17 protein-coding genes are annotated in these 17,927 nt (G+C 68.0%); 16 read left to right on the top strand and 1 reads right to left on the bottom strand.

Features of this window, described 5'->3' with window-relative positions; genetic code table 11:
• Positions 1-378: 378 nt before the first annotated feature.
• From CPH63_RS01400 to CPH63_RS01385, 4 genes are all read left to right on the top strand, one after another.
• The gene (locus tag CPH63_RS01400; protein ID WP_096301242.1) at positions 379-2,235 is read left to right on the top strand and encodes a hypothetical protein; all 1,857 of its coding nucleotides are present in this window, start codon (positions 379-381) and stop codon (positions 2,233-2,235) included.
• A gap of 16 nt (positions 2,236-2,251) precedes the next feature.
• The gene (locus tag CPH63_RS01395) at positions 2,252-2,905 is read left to right on the top strand and encodes a DUF4232 domain-containing protein (protein ID WP_096301241.1); all 654 of its coding nucleotides are present in this window, start codon (positions 2,252-2,254) and stop codon (positions 2,903-2,905) included.
• 82 nt (positions 2,906-2,987) lie between these two features.
• Positions 2,988-4,127: an aminofutalosine synthase MqnE gene (mqnE, locus tag CPH63_RS01390; RefSeq protein WP_096304868.1), complete on the top strand. Its 1,140-nt coding sequence runs from the start codon at positions 2,988-2,990 to the stop codon at positions 4,125-4,127.
• Positions 4,128-4,134: 7 nt separating this feature from the next.
• On the top strand, positions 4,135-4,527 hold the full coding sequence (locus CPH63_RS01385; protein WP_157749198.1) for a DUF4229 domain-containing protein: 393 nt from the start codon (positions 4,135-4,137) through the stop codon (positions 4,525-4,527).
• Here the strand turns inward: CPH63_RS01385 and CPH63_RS01380 are convergent.
• Positions 4,505-5,275 (bottom strand): inositol monophosphatase family protein, encoded by a 771-nt coding sequence (locus CPH63_RS01380; RefSeq protein ID WP_197704519.1) that lies wholly within the window; start codon positions 5,273-5,275, stop codon positions 4,505-4,507. The two genes, CPH63_RS01385 and CPH63_RS01380, sit on opposite strands and share 23 nt — an antisense overlap.
• 25 nt (positions 5,276-5,300) lie before the next feature.
• On the opposite strand from CPH63_RS01380, the gene CPH63_RS01375 reads away from it, so the two are divergent.
• The 12 genes from CPH63_RS01375 (at position 5,301) to CPH63_RS01320 (ending at position 17,837) form a co-directional block, all read left to right on the top strand.
• Complete coding sequence (locus CPH63_RS01375) at positions 5,301-6,665, top strand: glycosyltransferase family 4 protein (RefSeq protein WP_157749197.1); 1,365 nt, start codon at positions 5,301-5,303, stop codon at positions 6,663-6,665.
• A gap of 26 nt (positions 6,666-6,691) precedes the next feature.
• Positions 6,692-8,131, top strand: coding sequence for a glycosyltransferase family 4 protein (locus tag CPH63_RS01370; RefSeq protein ID WP_157749196.1), 1,440 nt, complete (start codon positions 6,692-6,694; stop codon positions 8,129-8,131).
• 32 nt (positions 8,132-8,163) lie between these two features.
• Complete coding sequence (locus CPH63_RS01365) at positions 8,164-9,327, top strand: hypothetical protein (RefSeq protein WP_096301237.1); 1,164 nt, start codon at positions 8,164-8,166, stop codon at positions 9,325-9,327.
• A gap of 43 nt (positions 9,328-9,370) precedes the next feature.
• Positions 9,371-10,276, top strand: a complete 906-nt coding sequence (locus CPH63_RS01360) for a glycosyltransferase family 2 protein (RefSeq protein WP_157749195.1) — start codon at positions 9,371-9,373, stop codon at positions 10,274-10,276.
• 41 nt (positions 10,277-10,317) lie between these two features.
• Positions 10,318-11,175 carry a menaquinone biosynthetic enzyme MqnA/MqnD family protein gene (locus tag CPH63_RS01355; RefSeq protein ID WP_241895772.1) on the top strand — a complete coding sequence of 286 codons (858 nt, stop codon included), beginning with the start codon at positions 10,318-10,320 and terminating at the stop codon, positions 11,173-11,175.
• Between the two features lie 118 nt (positions 11,176-11,293).
• Positions 11,294-12,304 (top strand): alpha/beta hydrolase, encoded by a 1,011-nt coding sequence (locus tag CPH63_RS01350; RefSeq protein ID WP_096301234.1) that lies wholly within the window; start codon positions 11,294-11,296, stop codon positions 12,302-12,304.
• Between the two features lie 150 nt (positions 12,305-12,454).
• Positions 12,455-13,756 (top strand): DUF11 domain-containing protein, encoded by a 1,302-nt coding sequence (locus CPH63_RS01345; RefSeq protein ID WP_157749194.1) that lies wholly within the window; start codon positions 12,455-12,457, stop codon positions 13,754-13,756.
• Between the two features lie 22 nt (positions 13,757-13,778).
• Positions 13,779-14,576: a GNAT family N-acetyltransferase gene (locus tag CPH63_RS01340; protein ID WP_096301232.1), complete on the top strand. Its 798-nt coding sequence runs from the start codon at positions 13,779-13,781 to the stop codon at positions 14,574-14,576.
• A 10-nt stretch (positions 14,577-14,586) separates the two neighbouring features.
• A complete protein-coding gene (gene mqnC / locus CPH63_RS01335) occupies positions 14,587-15,768 on the top strand; it encodes a cyclic dehypoxanthinyl futalosine synthase (protein ID WP_096301231.1) in 1,182 nt (393 codons plus the stop codon).
• A gap of 15 nt (positions 15,769-15,783) precedes the next feature.
• Positions 15,784-16,644 carry a DMT family transporter gene (locus CPH63_RS01330; RefSeq protein ID WP_096301230.1) on the top strand — a complete coding sequence of 287 codons (861 nt, stop codon included), beginning with the start codon at positions 15,784-15,786 and terminating at the stop codon, positions 16,642-16,644.
• Positions 16,645-16,652: 8 nt separating this feature from the next.
• Positions 16,653-17,354 carry a demethylmenaquinone methyltransferase gene (locus CPH63_RS01325; RefSeq protein WP_096301229.1) on the top strand — a complete coding sequence of 234 codons (702 nt, stop codon included), beginning with the start codon at positions 16,653-16,655 and terminating at the stop codon, positions 17,352-17,354.
• Between the two features lie 174 nt (positions 17,355-17,528).
• Positions 17,529-17,837, top strand: coding sequence for a BatC protein (locus CPH63_RS01320; RefSeq protein WP_096301228.1), 309 nt, complete (start codon positions 17,529-17,531; stop codon positions 17,835-17,837).
• The last annotated feature ends 90 nt before the right edge of the window (positions 17,838-17,927 follow it).

Genomic DNA, 17,927 nt, shown 5'->3' with positions numbered 1-17,927 from the left:
GCGAGGTGAAATGAAGCGACATGTGCGCTCAGATCGCTGGTCCGAGCGCCGATGGGTAGGAGGTTGGGCCTCGCTGTGGGTCATCGCCTGGCGTCGCTCAGCTATCGAACGAACCTCCCGGTTTTGCCGACTTCGGGTCGAAGTACGGATACTTAATCCAGCCGCAACCTGGCTACGGGGTCAGACGCCGACTCTTCGGTTTGCCGTACGTACCAGTAGGGATCACAATTCACTTTAGTCACACGAGCACCAGGAGCACCGCCGCTCGGCCACGCGCCGCGGCGGCCAGGTTCGAATTTTAAACAGATCTGCGAGGCAATCCCCCTGAACACCAAGAATTGGCGACTAGGTCGCCGTCTGTCCATCGGCACCTGCATCGTGTTGCTCATTGCCGGCCTCACCGCAGTGCTGGCCACGCCGGCCTCAGCGGCTTCAGTTCCGGCGGGACGTGTTGACGTCCTTGACGCCGGGCAGGGCAACGGAATCCGCATAGGCGGCTGGGCCTTCGATCCGGCGGCGCCCTCCTCGTCGATATTCGTGGACGTCTACATCAACGGTGCAGGGCATCGCATTACGGCCAACAATCTCCGCGCCGATGTGAATGCGGCGTTTCGGATCGCCGGTGCCCACGGGTTCGGGGCCACCTTTGCCGCGACGCCCGGCACCTACTCCGTCTGCGCGTACGCCATCGGCGTCCGAAATCCAGCTGCTCATACCACGCTCACCTGTCAGACGGTCGTAGTGCCCTTCGGGCGAGCTTCGCTTGATATTGCAAGGATGACGCCAGGCGGCATCTACGTCTCCGGCTGGGCGTACGACTTCAGTTCTGATGCGGCTACCCACGTCGACATTTACGTCAACAGCAGCGGTCGGAGACTTACCACCGGAGCAGCGCGACCGGACGTCGCCTCGGCCTTCAACGTTGGGTCAATGCACGGGTTCAGTGCGACCGTGCCAGCAACCGCCGGTACCTACAACGTCTGTGCGTATGCAATACCGCTCAATCCGATCTATAAGCCTGTGCAGATCAGGTGCATTCGTGTCGTGCTTTCGGACCTCCCGTTCGGGTCGGTCGATTCCGTTCGCCAGGTAACTGGCGGAATCCAGGTCACCGGATGGGCGATCGACCCCAACGCCGACACTCCGTTGACAATCGCCGCTTACGCCGGACCCGTCGGTAAGGCTCTGGTGGCCAACGTCAGCCGACCTGATCTTGCCGTGACGTTCCCAGGTTTCAGTGCCGCCCATGGCTTCAACGGGATCATCGCGGTGACGGGCCTGCCGAACGTCTGTGTTTACGCCATCAATGTGGGACCGGGAGCACCCAACAAACTACTGGCCTGTGTGAACGCGCTGCCGCCGGTTCAGACCACCTCGCCACCGGTCTCGACCAGTCGATACGTACGCAATCTCACCGGTTCTGCGTCGGACGTGGCATTCTGGCAGGCCGCCGGAATAACTGATGCGCAGCACAATCCGGGCGGCCACGAGTACACAACTCTCCTAGACATCGGCGGCCAACGCGGAGGCGGCATTGTCGGCCTCTCAGCTACCAGCATCCGCGTGACCTACGCCCAATTGGTCACCGCGATGAATGCGTACGTCGACGGGTACGCCAGCGCCCAGCAGTATTCGGCACCGGCGACGATCGCGATCGGCACGAACAACGATGTCTCGGTCAGCTACGCCATGGGCGTCGAGTGGGCTCAGAAGGTCATCGCCCCGGTCGCGGCGCACGCCGCCGGCTACAGCCGGTTGACCATCGCCGGGGCCGATGACATCGAACCCGGGTTTCGGGGCACGCCGGCCAACTCGCTGGCCTGGGTGCAGGGATTCCTCGCCGGTGGAAGTGCACCATTCGTCTTCAATGGGTCTGCGGACGGCTGCAACTGGACCGTGATCAACGGCAAGTGCAACAACGGCTGGACCGCGGCTGGGTTGTATCAGATGAGCGGCGGCCTCAGCCCGACCAGGATGCGTGCCCTGCCGCAGATCTACAACACCACGATGGCGGCGCAATGGAAGTATATCTCGCTGACCGGTGTGGTCGGCGGCCACCCGAAGGTCTCCTTCGGCGGCGTCCTCACCGAGCTCACAGCCTGCGCCCAGGCCGGTGGAAGCTGTTACTCAATGCCCGGCGTCTCGGCCTGGAGGAGCCTGTGGTCCCAGCTGAGCTCGGATCCACGCTCATCGCTGTCGAGCATGCCGTGGTCGACCGATCTGCGAATCAACTAGTGAAGTGGACAGCCACATGAGACTGATGAACGCCGCCCGCCGCCGGCTCCTGCCTACGCTGGCCGCGCTGAGCATCGTACTGGTCGGCGCCGTGGGGTGCGCGGACGCGACCTCGACCGCCGGGGCCGGAGAATCCTCCTCGGACGACCTCTCGGCGACCTCGATCGTGAACAGCCCGACGGCCACGGCCACCGCGTCTGCGCCGGCGACCGCCACCGGTTCGCCCACGTCCCCTGGTACGCCCACCTCAACCGTTTCGCCGACCGATGTGCCCGCCACCCCGAGTGCCCCGGTAGCGGCGGCCTGCGCGACTTCGGCGCTGAAGCTCTCGGTGGATGACCTCGGCGGCGGTGGTCAGCAGGTCTTCGCGGCGATCACGCTCACGAACGTCTCGACCTCGACCTGCTCGCTCGTCGGCTTCCCGGATGTCTCACCTTATGCGGCCGGATCTCAGATCGGAACGAAGTCCGAGGGTTCGGGTGCCGTCGATGCCCCGGTTCTTCTGGCTCCGAACGCTGCCGCAACCTCGAAGTTGACCGACGCCACGTCCTGCAACGCACCCCTCTCAGACACCATCAAGGTGACGCCGCCCAACCAGCAGACGTCACTCGCCGCGCCCTTCGTGCTTCGGGCCTGTGCGCTCCAGGTCACGCCGCTGGTCGCGGCCTAGATTCGCGGGAGCGACGGGGCTCTCAGCGGTCTCGTCGCCCCGGGGCCGGCTTTCGCCGGTCGCGTACCCTCGACCCATGGCGATGACGCAACTGCGCAAGGATGAACTCACCGACAAGGTGAACAACGGCGAGCGACTCACCCGGCAGGACGGCGAGGACCTCTACGACAGCGATGATCTGGCGTGGCTAGGTGGATTAGCCCACCAGGTACGGCAGCAGAAGAACGGTGACGTCACCTTCTTCAACGTCAACCGCCATCTGAATCTCACCAACGTCTGTACCGCCTCCTGCGCCTACTGCAGCTTCGAGCGCAAGCCCGGGCAGAAGGACGCCTACACGATGCGCGTCGAGGAGGCCGTCGAGAAGGCCGTCGCCATGCAGGGCGACGGGCTCACCGAACTGCACATCGTCAACGGGCTGCACCCGACGCTGCCGTGGAAGTACTACCCGCGGGTGCTTCGGGAGCTGAAGGCCGCGCTGCCGGACGTCGCGCTGAAGGCCTTCACCGCCACCGAGGTGCACTACTTCGAGTCGATCTCGGGCCTGAGTGCCGACGAGATCCTCGACGAACTCATCGACGCCGGTCTGGAGTCGCTCACCGGTGGCGGCGCGGAGATCTTCGACTGGGAGGTGCGCAAACAGGTCGTCGACCACAACACGCACTGGGAAGACTGGTCGCGCATTCACCGTCTGGCCCACCAAAAGGGTTTGAAGACGCCGGCCACGATGCTCTACGGCCACATCGAGGAGCCCCGGCACCGGGTCGACCACGTGCTGCGGCTGCGCGAACTGCAGGATGAGACCGGCGGCTTCCAGGTCTTCATCCCGTTGCGCTTCCACAATGACAACAACCGCCTCAGCCACCTGTCGATGGCCCAGCCGGCCGACGTGCTGAAGACGTTCGCCGTCTCCCGGCTGATGCTCGACAACTTCCCGCACGTCAAGGTTTTCTGGGTGATGCACGGCCTCTCCACGTCGCAGCTGGCTCTGAACTACGGCGCCGATGACATGGACGGTTCGGTGGTCGAGTACAAGATCACCCACGACGCCGACAACTTCGGCACGCCCGACAAGCTCACCCGCGACGACCTGCTCGACCTCATCCGTGACGCGGGTTTCACGCCCAAGGAGCGCAACACCCGCTACGAGGTCATCCGCGAATACGACGGGCCGGTGTCGCTGGCCGAGCGCCGCGCCGCGCCGCAGGCCATCTGGGCGTGACGCACCGGTGAAGCGCCTGGGAGCGATGTGGCTCTACACCCTGCTTCGGGTGCTGATCTTCGCCGTGCTCTTCGGTCTGCTCTGGCTAGTCGGTGTGAAGGGGCTACTCGGCGCGCTCATCGCCGCCGTGCTCTCCATCCCGGTCTCATTCGTACTGCTCGCCCGGCCCCGGGCCATGTTCGCGGCGACGATCGAGGAGAACATCCAGACCAGGCTGGAGAAGAAGCAGGCGCGCGCCGTTGAACTCGACCCCGACGCCGAGAGCGGCGAATTCGACACCGGCGAATTCGAGAGCAGCGAAGATGAGCCGGCCCAAGACGGCGGTGCTTACGACGATGCTCACGACGATGCTGACGGCGATGCCGGGAGCGAGCGGCTCAACCCAGAATCAGGCCGGTGATCTCGTCCACGGCCTGCCGGGACCCGGCGATGTGCCAGCGGTGCCCGTCCAGTTCCACGACGTTCGTCGCCCCGCCGGCCGCCTGAACCAACGCCACGCCGGGCAGCCAGTCCCAGTCCTTCGAGTCGTGCTGGACCCAGGCCCCAAGGCGCCCAGCGGCCACCGACGCCAGTTCCACCGAGCCTGAGCCGAGCGAACGCATCGTCGCCGCGCCGCCGATGGCTCGCAGCAGCGGCAGCCGGGTGCGGTCGTTGGGCAGGGTCTCGGGGTGGATGTAACTGGCCACCGAGATCGCCGCCAGCGGCTGGTTGCGCAACTTGGGCAACGGCTGCCCGTTCAGCGTCGTCGGATGATCCACGCCGCCCAGCCACAGTTCATCGGCGGTCGGGTGATAGACCGCGCCGAGCAGCGCATCGCCGGAGTCCGCCAGCGCCAGCGCCGAGCACCAGTACGGAAGACCCCATAAAAAGTTGTACGTTCCGTCCACCGGGTCGATGAACCAGGTCCGCTCACCCGGGTGGTTGGCCCCCTCCTCGCCGACGATGCCGTCCTGCGGGCGTTCATCGCGCAAGCGCTTCACCACGAGCTTCTCAGCGGCGATATCGGCGGCCGAGACGACGTCGGAGATGGAGGTCTTGTGTTCGGTGACCAGTCCCTCACGACGCATCTGCGCGGCCAGAGCGCCGGCCTCGCGGACCAACTCCGCGGCAAGTTCCAGGTCGGTCAGCGAATCTGTGGGGGATGGCACGCCTTTAGATACTAGGGTTTCAGGCGTGACCGTAGGACGACGCATCGCCATCATCACCTCCGATGTGCTCACCGCGACGATGGCCGGCCCGGCGATCCGGGCGGTGAACGTGGCGGCCGTTCTCGCCGCCGAGGGACACGACGTGACGCTCGTCTCCACCTCCACCTGCGAGATCGAGCGGGCCGAGTTCCGCTGCCGAAGGTTCGGCTGGGACGAGCTGCAGGCCGGGGTGGCCGAGGCTGAGATCCTCATCGTCCAGGGCTTCGTAACCCGTGACGCGCCCTGGCTGCTGCGTTCGGAGCAGATCCTCGTCATCGACCTCTACGACCCGATGCAGTTCGAGCAACTGGAGCAGACGGCTGAGCTGCCCCGGCTGGCGCGCACCGCCGCGCTGGACCTGACAACCCGGATCTTCAACGATCAGCTCGTCCGGGGCGACTTCTTCCTCTGCGCCAGCGAGCAGCAGCGGCACCTCTGGCTCGGGCAGCTGGCGGCCATGGGGCGGATCAACCCGGCCAACTACGACCGGGACGCCACCCTGGAATCGCTCCTCGCGATCTGCCCGTTCGGGCTGGCCGAGGAGCCACCGGCGCGCACCGGACCCGGAATCCGGGGGGTTGCCGGGATCGGCGAGCACGACAAGGTGCTGCTCTGGGCCGGCGGTGTCTACAACTGGTTCGACCCGCTCACCCTCATCCGGGCGGTCCAGCAGGTGAGTCACCAGCATGCGGATGTACGCCTCTTCTTCCTCGGTATGAAGCATCCGAATCCGGGGGTGCCGCAGATGCAGATGGCCTGGGATGCGCGCGAGCTCTCCGATTCCCTCGGCCTCACCGACCGGCACGTCTTCTTCAACGAAGGGTGGGTGCCCTACGACGAGCGGGCCAACTTCCTGCTCGACGCCGACGCCGGCGTGAGCACTCACCTGATGCACGTGGAGACCTCCTTCTCCTTCCGCACCCGGATCCTCGACTACCTCTGGGCCGGTCTGCCGATCGTCTCGACCGGCGGCGACAGTTTCGGAGAGCTGGTCGCCACCGCCGAACTCGGGGTGCGGGTCGAGGCCGGTGACGTCGCGGGTCTCGCGGACGCCATCAGCCGAGTGCTCTACGACCCCGAGTTCGCCGCCACCGCCGCCGCCAACGCGGTCGCGATGCGCGAGCGCTTCACCTGGCCGGTCGCGCTGGCCCCACTGGTGCGCTTCTGCGCCGAAGCCAAGCGCGCGGCCGACGCCGACGGAGATCTGCGCCGGCTGGCCCGACAGCCGGTGATCCCGACCAGCGCGCTCGGGCGTCAACTGATGCGAGCCTCCACCCTGCGCCACGAGGGCGGCCTGGGTCTGGTCGCGGGCCGAACGCTGGCCCGCCTCCGTCGCGTCTTCGGGTCCTGACGATGACCGGTGGGCTAGGGTTTCCTGTGCCTGATTCGACCCAGCGGAGCGAGCCCGGCCCAAGCGGAGGAGCCCGGCAGCGCGTCGTCGTCGCCACCGCCGACGTCCTCGGCCAGCGGATGGCTGGACCGGCGATCCGGGCCTGGAACATCGCCGGGGCGCTATCGGCCGAGCACGATGTCGAACTGGTGACCGTCGCCGGCTGCACTCGCGAATCCGACCGGCGATTCGCCGTCCGGGGAGTCGATGCCGGTGGGATCTCCGAGCTGGCGACCCGCACCGACATCTGGATCACCCAGGGCAATCTCCTCGACTCCTTCGGTGCCATCGCCGCCTCCGACGCCATCGTGGTGGCCGACCTCTACGACCCGTATCACCTGGAGAATCTGGAGAGTTCTCGCGGCCACACCCTGGCCGAACGGGGCGCGATGGTGCACAACGCGACCGCCAAACTCAACCAGTTGCTCGTCCGGGGGGACTTCTTCCTGGCTGCGAGTTCCCGTCAACGCGACTTCTGGCTCGGCGCCCTGGCCTCGCTCGGACGGATCAACCCGCGCTCCTACGACGACGACCTGGCGCTCACCTCGCTGGTCGGGGTGGTTCCGTTCGGCATCAGCCCGCAGCCACCGCAGCGCCAGCGGCCGGCGCTGCGTGGTGTGATCGACGGCATCGGCCCGGATGACGTCGTGCTGCTCTGGGGCGGTGGGCTCTACAACTGGTTCGATCCGCAGACGCTCATCGAAGCGGTGGATCGCATCCGGCACGAGCACGACACGGTGCGGCTGGTCTTTCTGGGGGTGAAGCATCCAAGCCCTGGCAACCCGTCGCTGCGGACCGCAACCGAGGCCCGGGCGCTGGCCGAGCGTCTCGATCTCGTTGGCAAGTACGTCTTCTTCGTCGAGGAGTGGATCCCCTACGACGAGCGCGGCAGTTTCCTGCTCGAGGCGGATATCGGGGTCTCGACCCATCTCGACCACGTCGAGACGGCGTTCTCCTTCCGCACCCGGATCCTCGACTACCTGTGGGCGGGGCTGCCGATCGTCTCGACCGAGGGCGACGTCTTCGCTGAGCTGATCGCCGCTCGGGGGCTGGGCGCGGCGGTGCCGCCCCGGGACGTCGAGGCGCTGGCCACGGCGCTGAGCGAGCTGATCGCGGACCCAGCCCGGCGAGCGGTGTGCGCTGAGGCCTCTCGATCGGTCGGACGCGGATACGTGTGGGAGACCGCACTGGCGCCGTTGGTCGAGTTCTGTCGCTGCCCCAAGCGGGCCTCCGATCTGCTTGACGGGCAGATCCGCGGCTATCTGGCCCGACCCTTCGACACGGTTCGGGCGCCGACACCGGGTCCGGGCGGGTGGCGGGGCGAGGTGGCACTGGCCCGCGAGTACGTGCGGGCCGGCGGGGTCGGGCTGCTGCTGCGCCGAGGCTTCAACCGGCTCGGCAAGATGCTCCGCGGCCGGCGCGACTGATGGCTGCCCCAGCTGTGCCGAACGAGCCAGCTGTGCCGAACGAGCCAGACGAGCCGAAGCCGAAGGGTGCCGCCAATCGGCTAGGGTCGGATGCCATGGAGCCAGCGGCCATCCCCGATCGCCCCGATCAGCCGGATCAGATCGCCTACCTCTCCAACCGGCCGGAGATCCTGGCCGAGACCCTCAGCTATGTGGGGCATTTCATGCCCTGGGTTCGGGAGGCGGTGGTCCTCAGCCCGTCGACGTCCGTTCCGCTGCTGCGCCGGGCGGTGGCTGGAGTCGGCGGGCCGTCGGTGTCGATCGTCGATGAGACCGAACTCCTCTCCGACGCCGAGCGCGACCGGCTGCCGGCCGCCCACTCGGCCCGCAATGCGTATCTGCGTCGCGCCTTCGTCAGCCGCGGGCCGCTGGCCGACGTCTTCATCCAGTCCGACGACGACTATCGCCCGCTGCGGCCGGTGCCCCCGGAGACCTTCGTCGAGGGTGGCCGCCTGCACTCCTATGCCTGCCATGACCTGGCCCTCTGGCGCCGAAACAGCAGCACCTTCGACGAGGCGCAGCACGCCAGCTACCTGGCCCTGAACTACCTGGGCGCCCCGCACCTGCTCTACGCCTCGCACATGCCGCAGGCGATCGACCGCCGCCTGTACCTGCAGGCCTTCGATGCTGCGCTGGCCCTTGACCCCTCGGCCGCCTTCTGTGAGTGGTCGCTGCCGCTGAACCACGGTCGACTGGTGGCGCCCGAACGCTTTCATGCGCCGCGCACTTTCCGCACCATGTGCTGGCCGCGTTACCCGCACGAGTGGCCGTTCTGGCGGCGCCCGGAGGAGCTGACGTTCGAGAATTTCCACCCCGAGCTCTACACACCGGGTGGCCTCTTCGCCGGCATCGCGACCCAATTGGCGGTGACGAACCCCCAGCAGCAGGCGTTTCAGAAGATTCAGCGCTGGTACAACTTCGATCTGGAGGCCGGCTCACTGCGATTCGTCCCCGGGGTGGACGACCCGTGGCGTACCGGTGCATCGCCGGTGAGCTCCTTCCTGCGGCGCCGATTCTTCTCGGCCGCCCGGCGGGGGCGCCGCTACTGGGAGTACGTGGCCCTCGAGGAGCGCACCCAGCTCATGCAGCTGGCGGGGGAGTCCCAGCGACGGGGGCCGGACCCTGACCCACCCCGGTCGGCGGTGCCCCCTGAGTAGCGACGCCTCTGCCGCTCCGCCCGTCCGGCCCAGCGACGCGACCGTGGTGATCGTCACGTGGAACGGCGCCCACCTACTGGCCGAATGCCTGGACTCGGTGCTTGATTGCGGCGCGAAGATCCTGGTCGTCGACAACGCATCGATCGACTCGACCACTGATCTACTGGCTTCCGACTACCCCCAGGTGCAGAGTGTGCGGCTGCCCACCAACACCGGATTCGCCGGCGGGGTGGCGCACGCCCTGACCCTGATCAGCACGCCCTATGTGGTGCTGCTCAACAACGATGCCGCCGTGCGCCCCGGGTGGCTGCCGGCCTTGCTGGCGCCTCTGTACGCAGAGCCGAGAGTGGCGGCGACGTCGAGCAAATTGCTGCTCCCCGACGGCCGGATGAACAGCGCCGGCGGTCTGGTGACGGCGGCCGGCTATGCCCATGACCGGGCCTTCGGCCAGCCCGACGACGGCCGCTGGGACGAGCCGGTGGAGCTCATGTACGGCTGCGGAGCGGCCTTGGCGCTACGGGTCGAGGCGGTGCGGGCGGTCGGCGGCATCGACCCGCGATTCTTCATGTACTACGAGGATGTCGATCTCTCCTGGCGTCTGCACCTGGCCGGTTGGTCGGTGCGCTACGTCCCGAGGGCGGTGGTGGTTCACCAGCATTCGGCGACCGCGGGCTCCGGATCGCTGCTGCACACCTTCTATACGGAGCGGAACCGGCTGGCCACGCTGGTGCGCTGCGGGTCGGCCGGCATGGCGGTGCGGGCGATCGCGCGCTATCCGCTGACGACCCTGTCGGTGGGGCTCTTCGAGTCCCGGCCCAAGGCGGCCCGGCGGGTCAGGGCCTACCTCTCGTTTCTGCGCTGGTTGCCCGCGCTGTTGGCTCAGCGGAGGCGGCTGGGGGGCCGCAGCGCCCGGCTCGAGGTGCAGCGGCGCCTGCTGGAGCGGGCGTAAGCGAGTCGATGCGTTACCTGGCCCGAGTAGGCTCGGAAAGCGTGACTGGCCACGAGAGCACCAACGGAGGGCGACCGCGGGTCGGGCACATTCAGTTTCTGAACTGCCTGCCCATCTACTGGGGTCTGGTCCAGTCCGGTGCCCTGCTCGACGTCGAGCTGACGAAAGACACCCCCGATCACCTGAACGAGCTGCTGGTTGGCGGCCAGTTGGATATCGGCCCCATCTCGCTGGTCGAGTATCTGCGCCACGCCGACGAGTTGGTCCTGCTCCCCGACCTCGCGGTCGGCTCGGACGGGCCGGTGCTCTCGGTGAACCTGGTCTCGCAGGTGCCGCTGGAGCACCTGGACGGCCGCCGGGTGGCCCTCGGCTCGACCTCCCGAACCTCGGTGCTGCTGGCCCAGATGTGGCTGCGCGAGGTGTACGGCGTGAACCCCGAGTATTTCGTCTGCCCACCCGACCTGACGACGATGCTGCTCGAGGCCGACGCCGCCGTCCTGATCGGTGACACGGCGCTGAGGGCGACCTATGACGCGCCCCGTCGCGGGCTGGCCGTACACGACCTGGGGAGTGCCTGGCGGGAGTGGACCGGGCTGCCCATGGTCTTCGCAGTCTGGGCGGCGCGACGTGATTTTGCTGACTCCAACCCGGGTCTGGTGAAGGACGTACACGCCAGTTTTGTTGCCAGTCGTGACGAAGCGCTGCGGCATGTGGCACAGATCGCCGCACAAGCGGCTCGCTGGGAGGTATTCGATGCCGATACGCTTTCCCATTACTTCCGAACCTTGGACTTCTCGCTGGGTGATCGTCAGATCGACGGAGTGATCGAGTTCGCCCGGCGCGCCGCGCTGGCGGGTGCCATCGACGCTCCGGTCACTCCGACTTTCGCCGAGATCTAAATTGACCGAAAATAGGGCATAGCCAAATATGGCCTAGCCCCGAAGGTGCGACGGAGATCCCGTTACGCCCCAACTGCACGACGACGACGGCCGCTCCAGTAACCACACTGACGGCACTATGAAAGGCCCTACCTTGACCGAAGCCCGTGACCCCGCCCTCGTTGTCGACCCGGATATCGCCGGGTGGCTGCTGCGCACCGAGTCCGAGGCCGAGCCGACGACGGTGGCCGAGGTACGGGAGCGCAGCCGCCGCAACAACGCGCTGGCCCTGAGCGAGATGGGGGCGGCCCTGCTGCCGGCCTCGGAGACCGACCAGCAGATCGATGGACCGGGTGGCCCATTGTCGATCCGGGTGCTGCGCCCGGTGAGCACGCCGGAGCACGCCGGTGTTCGGCCGACGGTCGTCTACTTCCACGGTGGCGGCTGGGTCATCGGCGACATCGACACCCACCTCGGCCACGCCCGCCGGATCTGTGCGCAGGTCGACGCGGTCGTCGTCTCGGTCGGCTACCGCCTGGCCCCGGAGAACCCCTTCCCGGCGGCCTTCGACGATGCGGTCGCCGCGACCGAATGGGCCGCCGCGCACCAGGGTGAGCTCGGCGGCGAAGGTGCGCCGCTGATCGTGGCCGGAGACAGTGCCGGTGGACAGCTGGCGGCATCGGTGGCGATCGCCCGCCGCGATGCCGGTCAGCGCCTGGACGCCCAGTTGCTGCTCTACCCGGTGACCGACGCCGCCGGTCGCTACGGCGACGCCGCGATCAACCAGCAGTACATGTCACGCCGCACCGTTCGCAGCGGCTCCGGCCTCACCCTGCAGGGGATGGCCAACTTCGCGACGCACTACGTCGACGCGGCCTCGGCCGCTGACTGGCGGGTCTCGCCGATCCGCTGTGCCGACCTCTCCGGGGTCGCCCCGGCCGTCATTCACACGGCAACGCTGGACGTCCTGCGAACCGAAGGCAACTTCTACGCCGACGCACTCCGGCGTGACGGTGTCGAGGTCATCAGCCGGGAATTCCCGACGTTGAACCACTCGTACTTCGGTCTGGGCGGCGTCTCCGCGGTCGCGAACAGCGCCGCGGCGCAGGCCGCGGAAGACCTAAATTCCGTACTGCATGTAAGCGTCTGAACTGCGGCTTATTCGGCGTAAATTCCGCGGATCGCGACCGTGTGACTGCGTGTGACTACAGACGGCTCGCCGTGACGCTGATCTCGTAGGTGTCCGGTAAGAACGGTGTTAATGTTCGCCCAGTCATTTCAGAATGCTGGGGAGCATAACTTGATCAAGTCGGTCATCGCTGCGTCTTTCGTGGGTCTTTCTCTCGCTGGCGGGCTGGCCGCGGCCGCCCCGGCCGACGCGGCGACACCGGACCTGAAGCTGAGCATTCCCGCCGGTGGCGGCTCGAGTTCGGCGTTGGTTCAGCGCGGCGGCGCGATCGCCGACGTTTCCTTGCAGCTGGACGGCCCTAGCAGCTACGGTGCGACGCTCACGCTCACTGTCCAGGCCGGCGCAGCCATCTACGAAGTCGATACCAACGGCGACGCCGCCACCTGCACGAAGGCGGCCAACGTCTATACCTGCACCCTTGGCACGCTGCACGGCAGCACCGACATCGATGTCGGGCTGCAAGTCGCCGCGTCAGCCGCCATCGGCGCCACCGGTTCGATCCACGCGGTGGTAGCGCCGGTCGGTGGCAGCGACCCCAAGCCGGCCGACAACACCGTCAACGCACCCTACGAGGTAGTCGGCAACGCCACGCTGCACCAGAGCGTGACACCGAGCTCGGCGACGGTGGCCGTTGGCTCGACGACCACGCTTACCGCAACGCTCCGCAACGATGGTCCGGATCCAGCCACCAATGCCGTGATGGCGTTCTTCCTGGGCGACCCCGACAGCTTCCTCGTCACCGACTCCAGCGCGCCGCACGATGTCGATCTCGAGGATCCCAGCTACTTCGTCTGGTACCCGGCCACCATCCCGGCCGGCGGCAGCGTGACGCTGCAGATCACGGTGAAGGCGCTGCAGCCCGCGCAGGCGTCCGAGCTGAGCTACTACACGATCGCCGACGGGATCGACGGCGTCTGTGACGGCGAGGACGACTCCTGCATCGGCACCGTGCTGCTGAAGGCGACGGCCGGAGGGAGCACCAGCCCAGCGCCGACGACGGCACCGAGCACGTCTCCGGCGTCAGACCCGGCCGGCGGAGCACCGATCACTTCGAGCGACCCGACCTCGGCCGACCCGACCACGGGCGGTCCGACCTCGGCCGACCCGACCACGGGTGCCCCGTCCAGCGACCCGGCTTCAACCGACCCGACGACAAGTGACCCGACGACAACTGACCCGGCTTCAACCGACCCGACGGACTCCGCCTCGGCCGATCCGACCCAGGACGTCGACGCGCTCTCCATCACCGACACCGACGGCGTCGCCACCGACACCACCCTGGCCAGCACCGGTAGTCCGACCAGCAGGCTCTCGCTGGTCGCCGCAGCGCTGCTCATCGGTGGCACCGCGCTGACCCTAGCCGGGCGCCGTCGCCGTGGCGCCGAAGCTCGTCGTCCCCGACACAGCCTCTAGCCTCGGCCGCTAGCCTGCAGTAATGCTGGCCGCCTACGACGCCGAGGTACGTCTCTCCCTGGCCCGCCGGCTCCCGGCCGGCTGGAGCGCCAGCTGGGACGGTCCGCTGCTTCGTTGCACGACCCCGCACGCCGGCTTCGTCAGCTACCGGTCACTGTCGTCGCTGAGCTCCGACGAGCTGGACGCGCTGATCGGGCGGACGGTCGCGTTCTATGCCGAACGGGGCGAGAAGTTCGAGTGGAAGACCCACGGCCACGACTGGCCACCGGATCTGGCGCAGCGCCTGACCCGCTCCGGGTTCGTCGCCGAACCGCGCGAGACCGTGGTGATCGGCTCGGTCGCGCAGATCGCGACCGAGCCCGTCCTGCCGAGCGGCGTGCGCCTGCGCGAGGTCGACTCCGACCAGGACCTGCGCCGCATCGCCGCGATGGAGTCCGAGGTCTGGGCGGCCGACTGGAGCTGGCTGGCCGACGACCTCATCAGCCGGGTCCGCAGCGACCCCGAGCTCATCACCGTCCTGGTCGCCGAGACGGACTCGGCCGAGCTGGTCAGCGCCGCCTGGCTGGTGCGTAACCCGGGGACGGCCTTCGGTGCGCTCTGGGGTGGGTCGACGCTGGCCGCCTGGCGCGGGCGTGGAATCTACCGGGCCCTGGTGGGCCGCCGGGCGCAGCTGGCCCAGGCCGACGGGCTGCGATACCTGCAGGTCGATGCCTCCGACGACAGCCGGCCGATCCTGCTGCGGTTGGGCTTCGAGGCGGTCACCACGACCACGCCCTACCTCTGGAGTCCGCCCTCGGTTTCGGTGCGGGCGGCAAAGTAAGCTGACGCCCATGACGCGTGAGATATCTGAGCTCCTGCAGCGTGGTGCCGACGGCGGGCGGATCAGCCCGGAGGAGGCCCTGTACCTCTACACCGATGCGCCGCTGCACGCCCTCGGTGAGGCGGCCGACGCCGTTCGCCGGCGGCGCTACCCGGACAACATCGCGACGTACATCATCGATCGCAACATCAACTACACGAACGTATGCCTGACTGCCTGCAAGTTCTGCGCCTTCTACCGCGCACCCAAGCACGCCGAGGGGTGGACCCACCCGCAGGAGGAGATCCTGCGCCGCTGCGGCGAGGCGGTCGACCTGGGCGCCACCCAGATCATGCTGCAGGGCGGCCACTCACCGGAGCTGGGTATGGAGTGGTACGAGGAGACCTTCTCGGCCATCGCCCGCGAATACCCGACGCTTACCCTGCACTCGCTGGGCGCGTCCGAGGTCATGCACATCTCGCGTACCTCGAACCTGCCGATCGATGAGGTGATCACCCGGCTGCACGCCGCCGGGTTGGCCTCCTTCGCCGGCGCCGGGGCCGAGATCCTGGTCGCCCGTCCCCGCACCGCCATCGCGCCGCTGAAGGAGTCAGGCGAGAAGTGGCTCGAGGTTATGGAGACCGCGCACGGTCTCGGTGTCGAGTCCACCGCGACCTTCATGATGGGCACCGGCGAGACGAACGCCGAGCGCATCGAGCACCTGCGGATGATCCGCGATGTGCAGGACCGCACCGGTGGCTTCCGTTCCTTCATCCCCTGGACCTACCAGGCCGAGAACAACCACCTCAAGGGACGCACCCAAGCCACGTCGCTGGAGTATCTGCGGATGATCGCGGTGGCCCGCCTCTTCTTCGACAATGTCAATCACCTGCAGGGTTCCTGGCTGACCACCGGCAAGGACATCGGGCAGTTGACGCTGCATTACGGCGCCGACGACCTCGGTTCGGTGATGCTGGAGGAGAACGTCGTCTCCTCGGCCGGTGCCCGGCACCGCTCGAACCTCAACGAGCTGATCGATCTGATCCGAAGCGCCGGGCGCATTCCGGCCCAGCGGGACACGCTGTACCGCCACCTGGTGGTGCACACCGACCCGGCCGATGACCCGGTGGACAGCCGGGTGCACTCGCACTTCGCCTCGACCGCGCTCAATCCCGCCGAGCGCACGCTGCTCCCGGTCAGCGCCGCCAGCTAACGATAACGTTGCCGGGTGTCGCTGGCCGTAGCTGTTCCCTGCGCGATCGGCGCTGCCCTGGCCTACGGTGCCTCCAACGCCGTCCAGCACTCCGCCGTCAACACCGGCGCCGGTGAGATAGACGCCCGTCGCCTGGTCGGTCTGCTGCGAAACCCGCGCTGGCTCGCCTCGGTCGGGGGTGACACCTGCGGGCTGCTGCTGCAGATCATCGCGCTGGCCACCGGGCCGGTGGTGCTGATCTCGCCGCTGCTGGTGCTCGCCGTGCCCGTCTCGCTGCCGGTGGGGTGGCTGCTCGGCGGTCCGCGGCCGACGCGAGCGGATTACCGTTCCTGCCTGGCCATCCTCATCGGTCTCGGCGTCTTCACCGCCCTGGTCGGTGACCCGGGAATCGGCCGACCCCTGCCCACCGGGCTGGCGCTGGTCACCATTCTGATTGCGCTGGCGCTGGGGGCGATCGCCTTCCTCGTGGCCCGTGGTCGCAGCGCTGTGGTGCGGGCGGGTGTCTACGGGGGCGTCTCCGGGGCTGGCTACGGCCTGGTGGGCGTGCTGCTCAATGCCACCACCAGCGTCTACCACGACGGCGGGCGGGACGAGCTCTTCTCGCCCCGCGGGCTGGTGCCGCTCTTCGGTGTCATGTTGGTCGGCGTGCTGTCGATGATCGTGCTACAGATCGCGTTCCAGGTCGGGCCGCTGGCCGCGAGCTTCCCGGCCAATGAGTCGACCGCACCGGTGGTGGCCGTGCTGCTCGGGGTGCTACTGCTGCACCAGGCCGTCCCGACGGGCGTGGTGCACATCGTGACCTATCTGCTCTGCTTCGCGCTGGTGGTCTTCGGGACCGTCCGGCTGGGGCAGGCCCAGGGGCGTCGGGCAGAATAGATGGCACGATGACGCGCGCAACCCTGGATAAGCAGCCCCATGAAGTGGCGACGATGTTCGACGGCGTCGCCCGCCGCTACGACATCACCAACACCGTGCTGTCGGGCGGCCTGGATCGCTACTGGCGCCGCCGCACCCGGCAGGCGCTGGATCTGCGACCGGAGAACCGGGTCCTCGATCTCGCCGCCGGAACCGGGGTCTCGACAGTCGAGCTGGCCCGCTCCGGGGCCACCGCGATCGCCTGCGACTTCTCGATCGGGATGCTGATGGCCGGGCGCTCACGCCGGGATTCGGTGCCCTTCATCGCCGGTGACGCGCTGCATCTCCCATTCGCCGACGAAGTCTTCGACGCCGCCACGATCTCCTTCGGACTGCGCAATGTCGCCGACGTCGATCAGGCACTGCGGGAGCTGGCGCGGGTGGTTCGTCCGGGTGGGCGGCTGGTGATCTGCGAGTTCAGTCGCCCCGTCTTCTCGCCGTTTCGTCATATTTACATGAACTATCTGATGCGATCACTCCCCGCGATCGCCCGCCGTGTCTCCTCCAATCCGGACGCCTACGTGTACCTGGCCGAGTCGATCCGCAGCTGGCCCGACCAGACGGCACTGGCCCAGAAGGTGGCGGCCGCCGGCTGGGGCGAGGTGCAGTGGCGCAACCTCACCGGCGGCATCGTCGCCCTGCATCGGGCTGCGCGTCCGATCGCGTCCTGATCGCCGGGACGTCGAGGAACTCCTGCGGCGTTGACTTCTGCGTTGAACCGGTGCGGTGACCGGTCGAGCTCGGCGGAGCCGTCGGAGGGGGTGCCTGTGCGGCGGGTTGACGGCGCACTAAGTTGGAAGGTGCGGCCGGATCTCGCCGGCCCGGACTCTCTCCCAGGAGCGCAGATGAGCATCAACGACGACGACATCACCACGGCCGACGGCGGAGCGGACGGCGGGGCAGGCGGCGACGGTGGCGCAGATGGTGCGGCCGACGCGGGCGGTGACGGCGGCGCCGGATTCCACGACGGTGGGGCCGATGGTGGCGCGGCCGGTGGCGATGGTGGCGCTGACGGTGGCGCCGACTCCGGCGACGGTGGCGCGGATGGTGCGGCCGACGCGGGCGGTGACGGCGGCGCCGGATTCCACGACGGTGGGGCCGATGGTGGCGCGGCCGGTGGCGATGGTGGCGCTGACGGTGGCGCCGACTCCTGAGCCGATCTGACCTGCCGCAGGTGACTGAGAATGCCCACGCCGACGGGTCGGCCGCGCAGGCGGCGACCGACCTCGTCGGTTCGGGTTCGC

It is taken from the genome of Jatrophihabitans sp. GAS493 (assembly GCF_900230215.1).
Taxonomy (GTDB): Bacteria; Actinomycetota; Actinomycetes; order Mycobacteriales; family Jatrophihabitantaceae; genus MT45.
This window is presented reverse-complemented; position numbering and strand designations above follow the sequence as displayed.

What these genes read in the sequence shown, in the direction of transcription:
- CPH63_RS01395 (WP_096301241.1), top strand. Translation starts at nt 2,252, where the DNA reads ATGAGACTGATGAACGCCGCCCGCCGCCGGCTCCTGCCTACGCTGGCC.
- CPH63_RS01340 (WP_096301232.1), top strand. Translation starts at nt 13,779, where the DNA reads ATGCTGGCCGCCTACGACGCCGAGGTACGTCTCTCCCTGGCCCGCCGG.
- CPH63_RS01320 (WP_096301228.1), top strand. Translation starts at nt 17,529, where the DNA reads ATGAGCATCAACGACGACGACATCACCACGGCCGACGGCGGAGCGGAC.
- mqnE (WP_096304868.1), top strand. Translation starts at nt 2,988, where the DNA reads ATGACGCAACTGCGCAAGGATGAACTCACCGACAAGGTGAACAACGGC.
- CPH63_RS01350 (WP_096301234.1), top strand. Translation starts at nt 11,294, where the DNA reads ATGAAAGGCCCTACCTTGACCGAAGCCCGTGACCCCGCCCTCGTTGTC.
- mqnC (WP_096301231.1), top strand. Translation starts at nt 14,587, where the DNA reads ATGACGCGTGAGATATCTGAGCTCCTGCAGCGTGGTGCCGACGGCGGG.
- CPH63_RS01325 (WP_096301229.1), top strand. Translation starts at nt 16,653, where the DNA reads ATGACGCGCGCAACCCTGGATAAGCAGCCCCATGAAGTGGCGACGATG.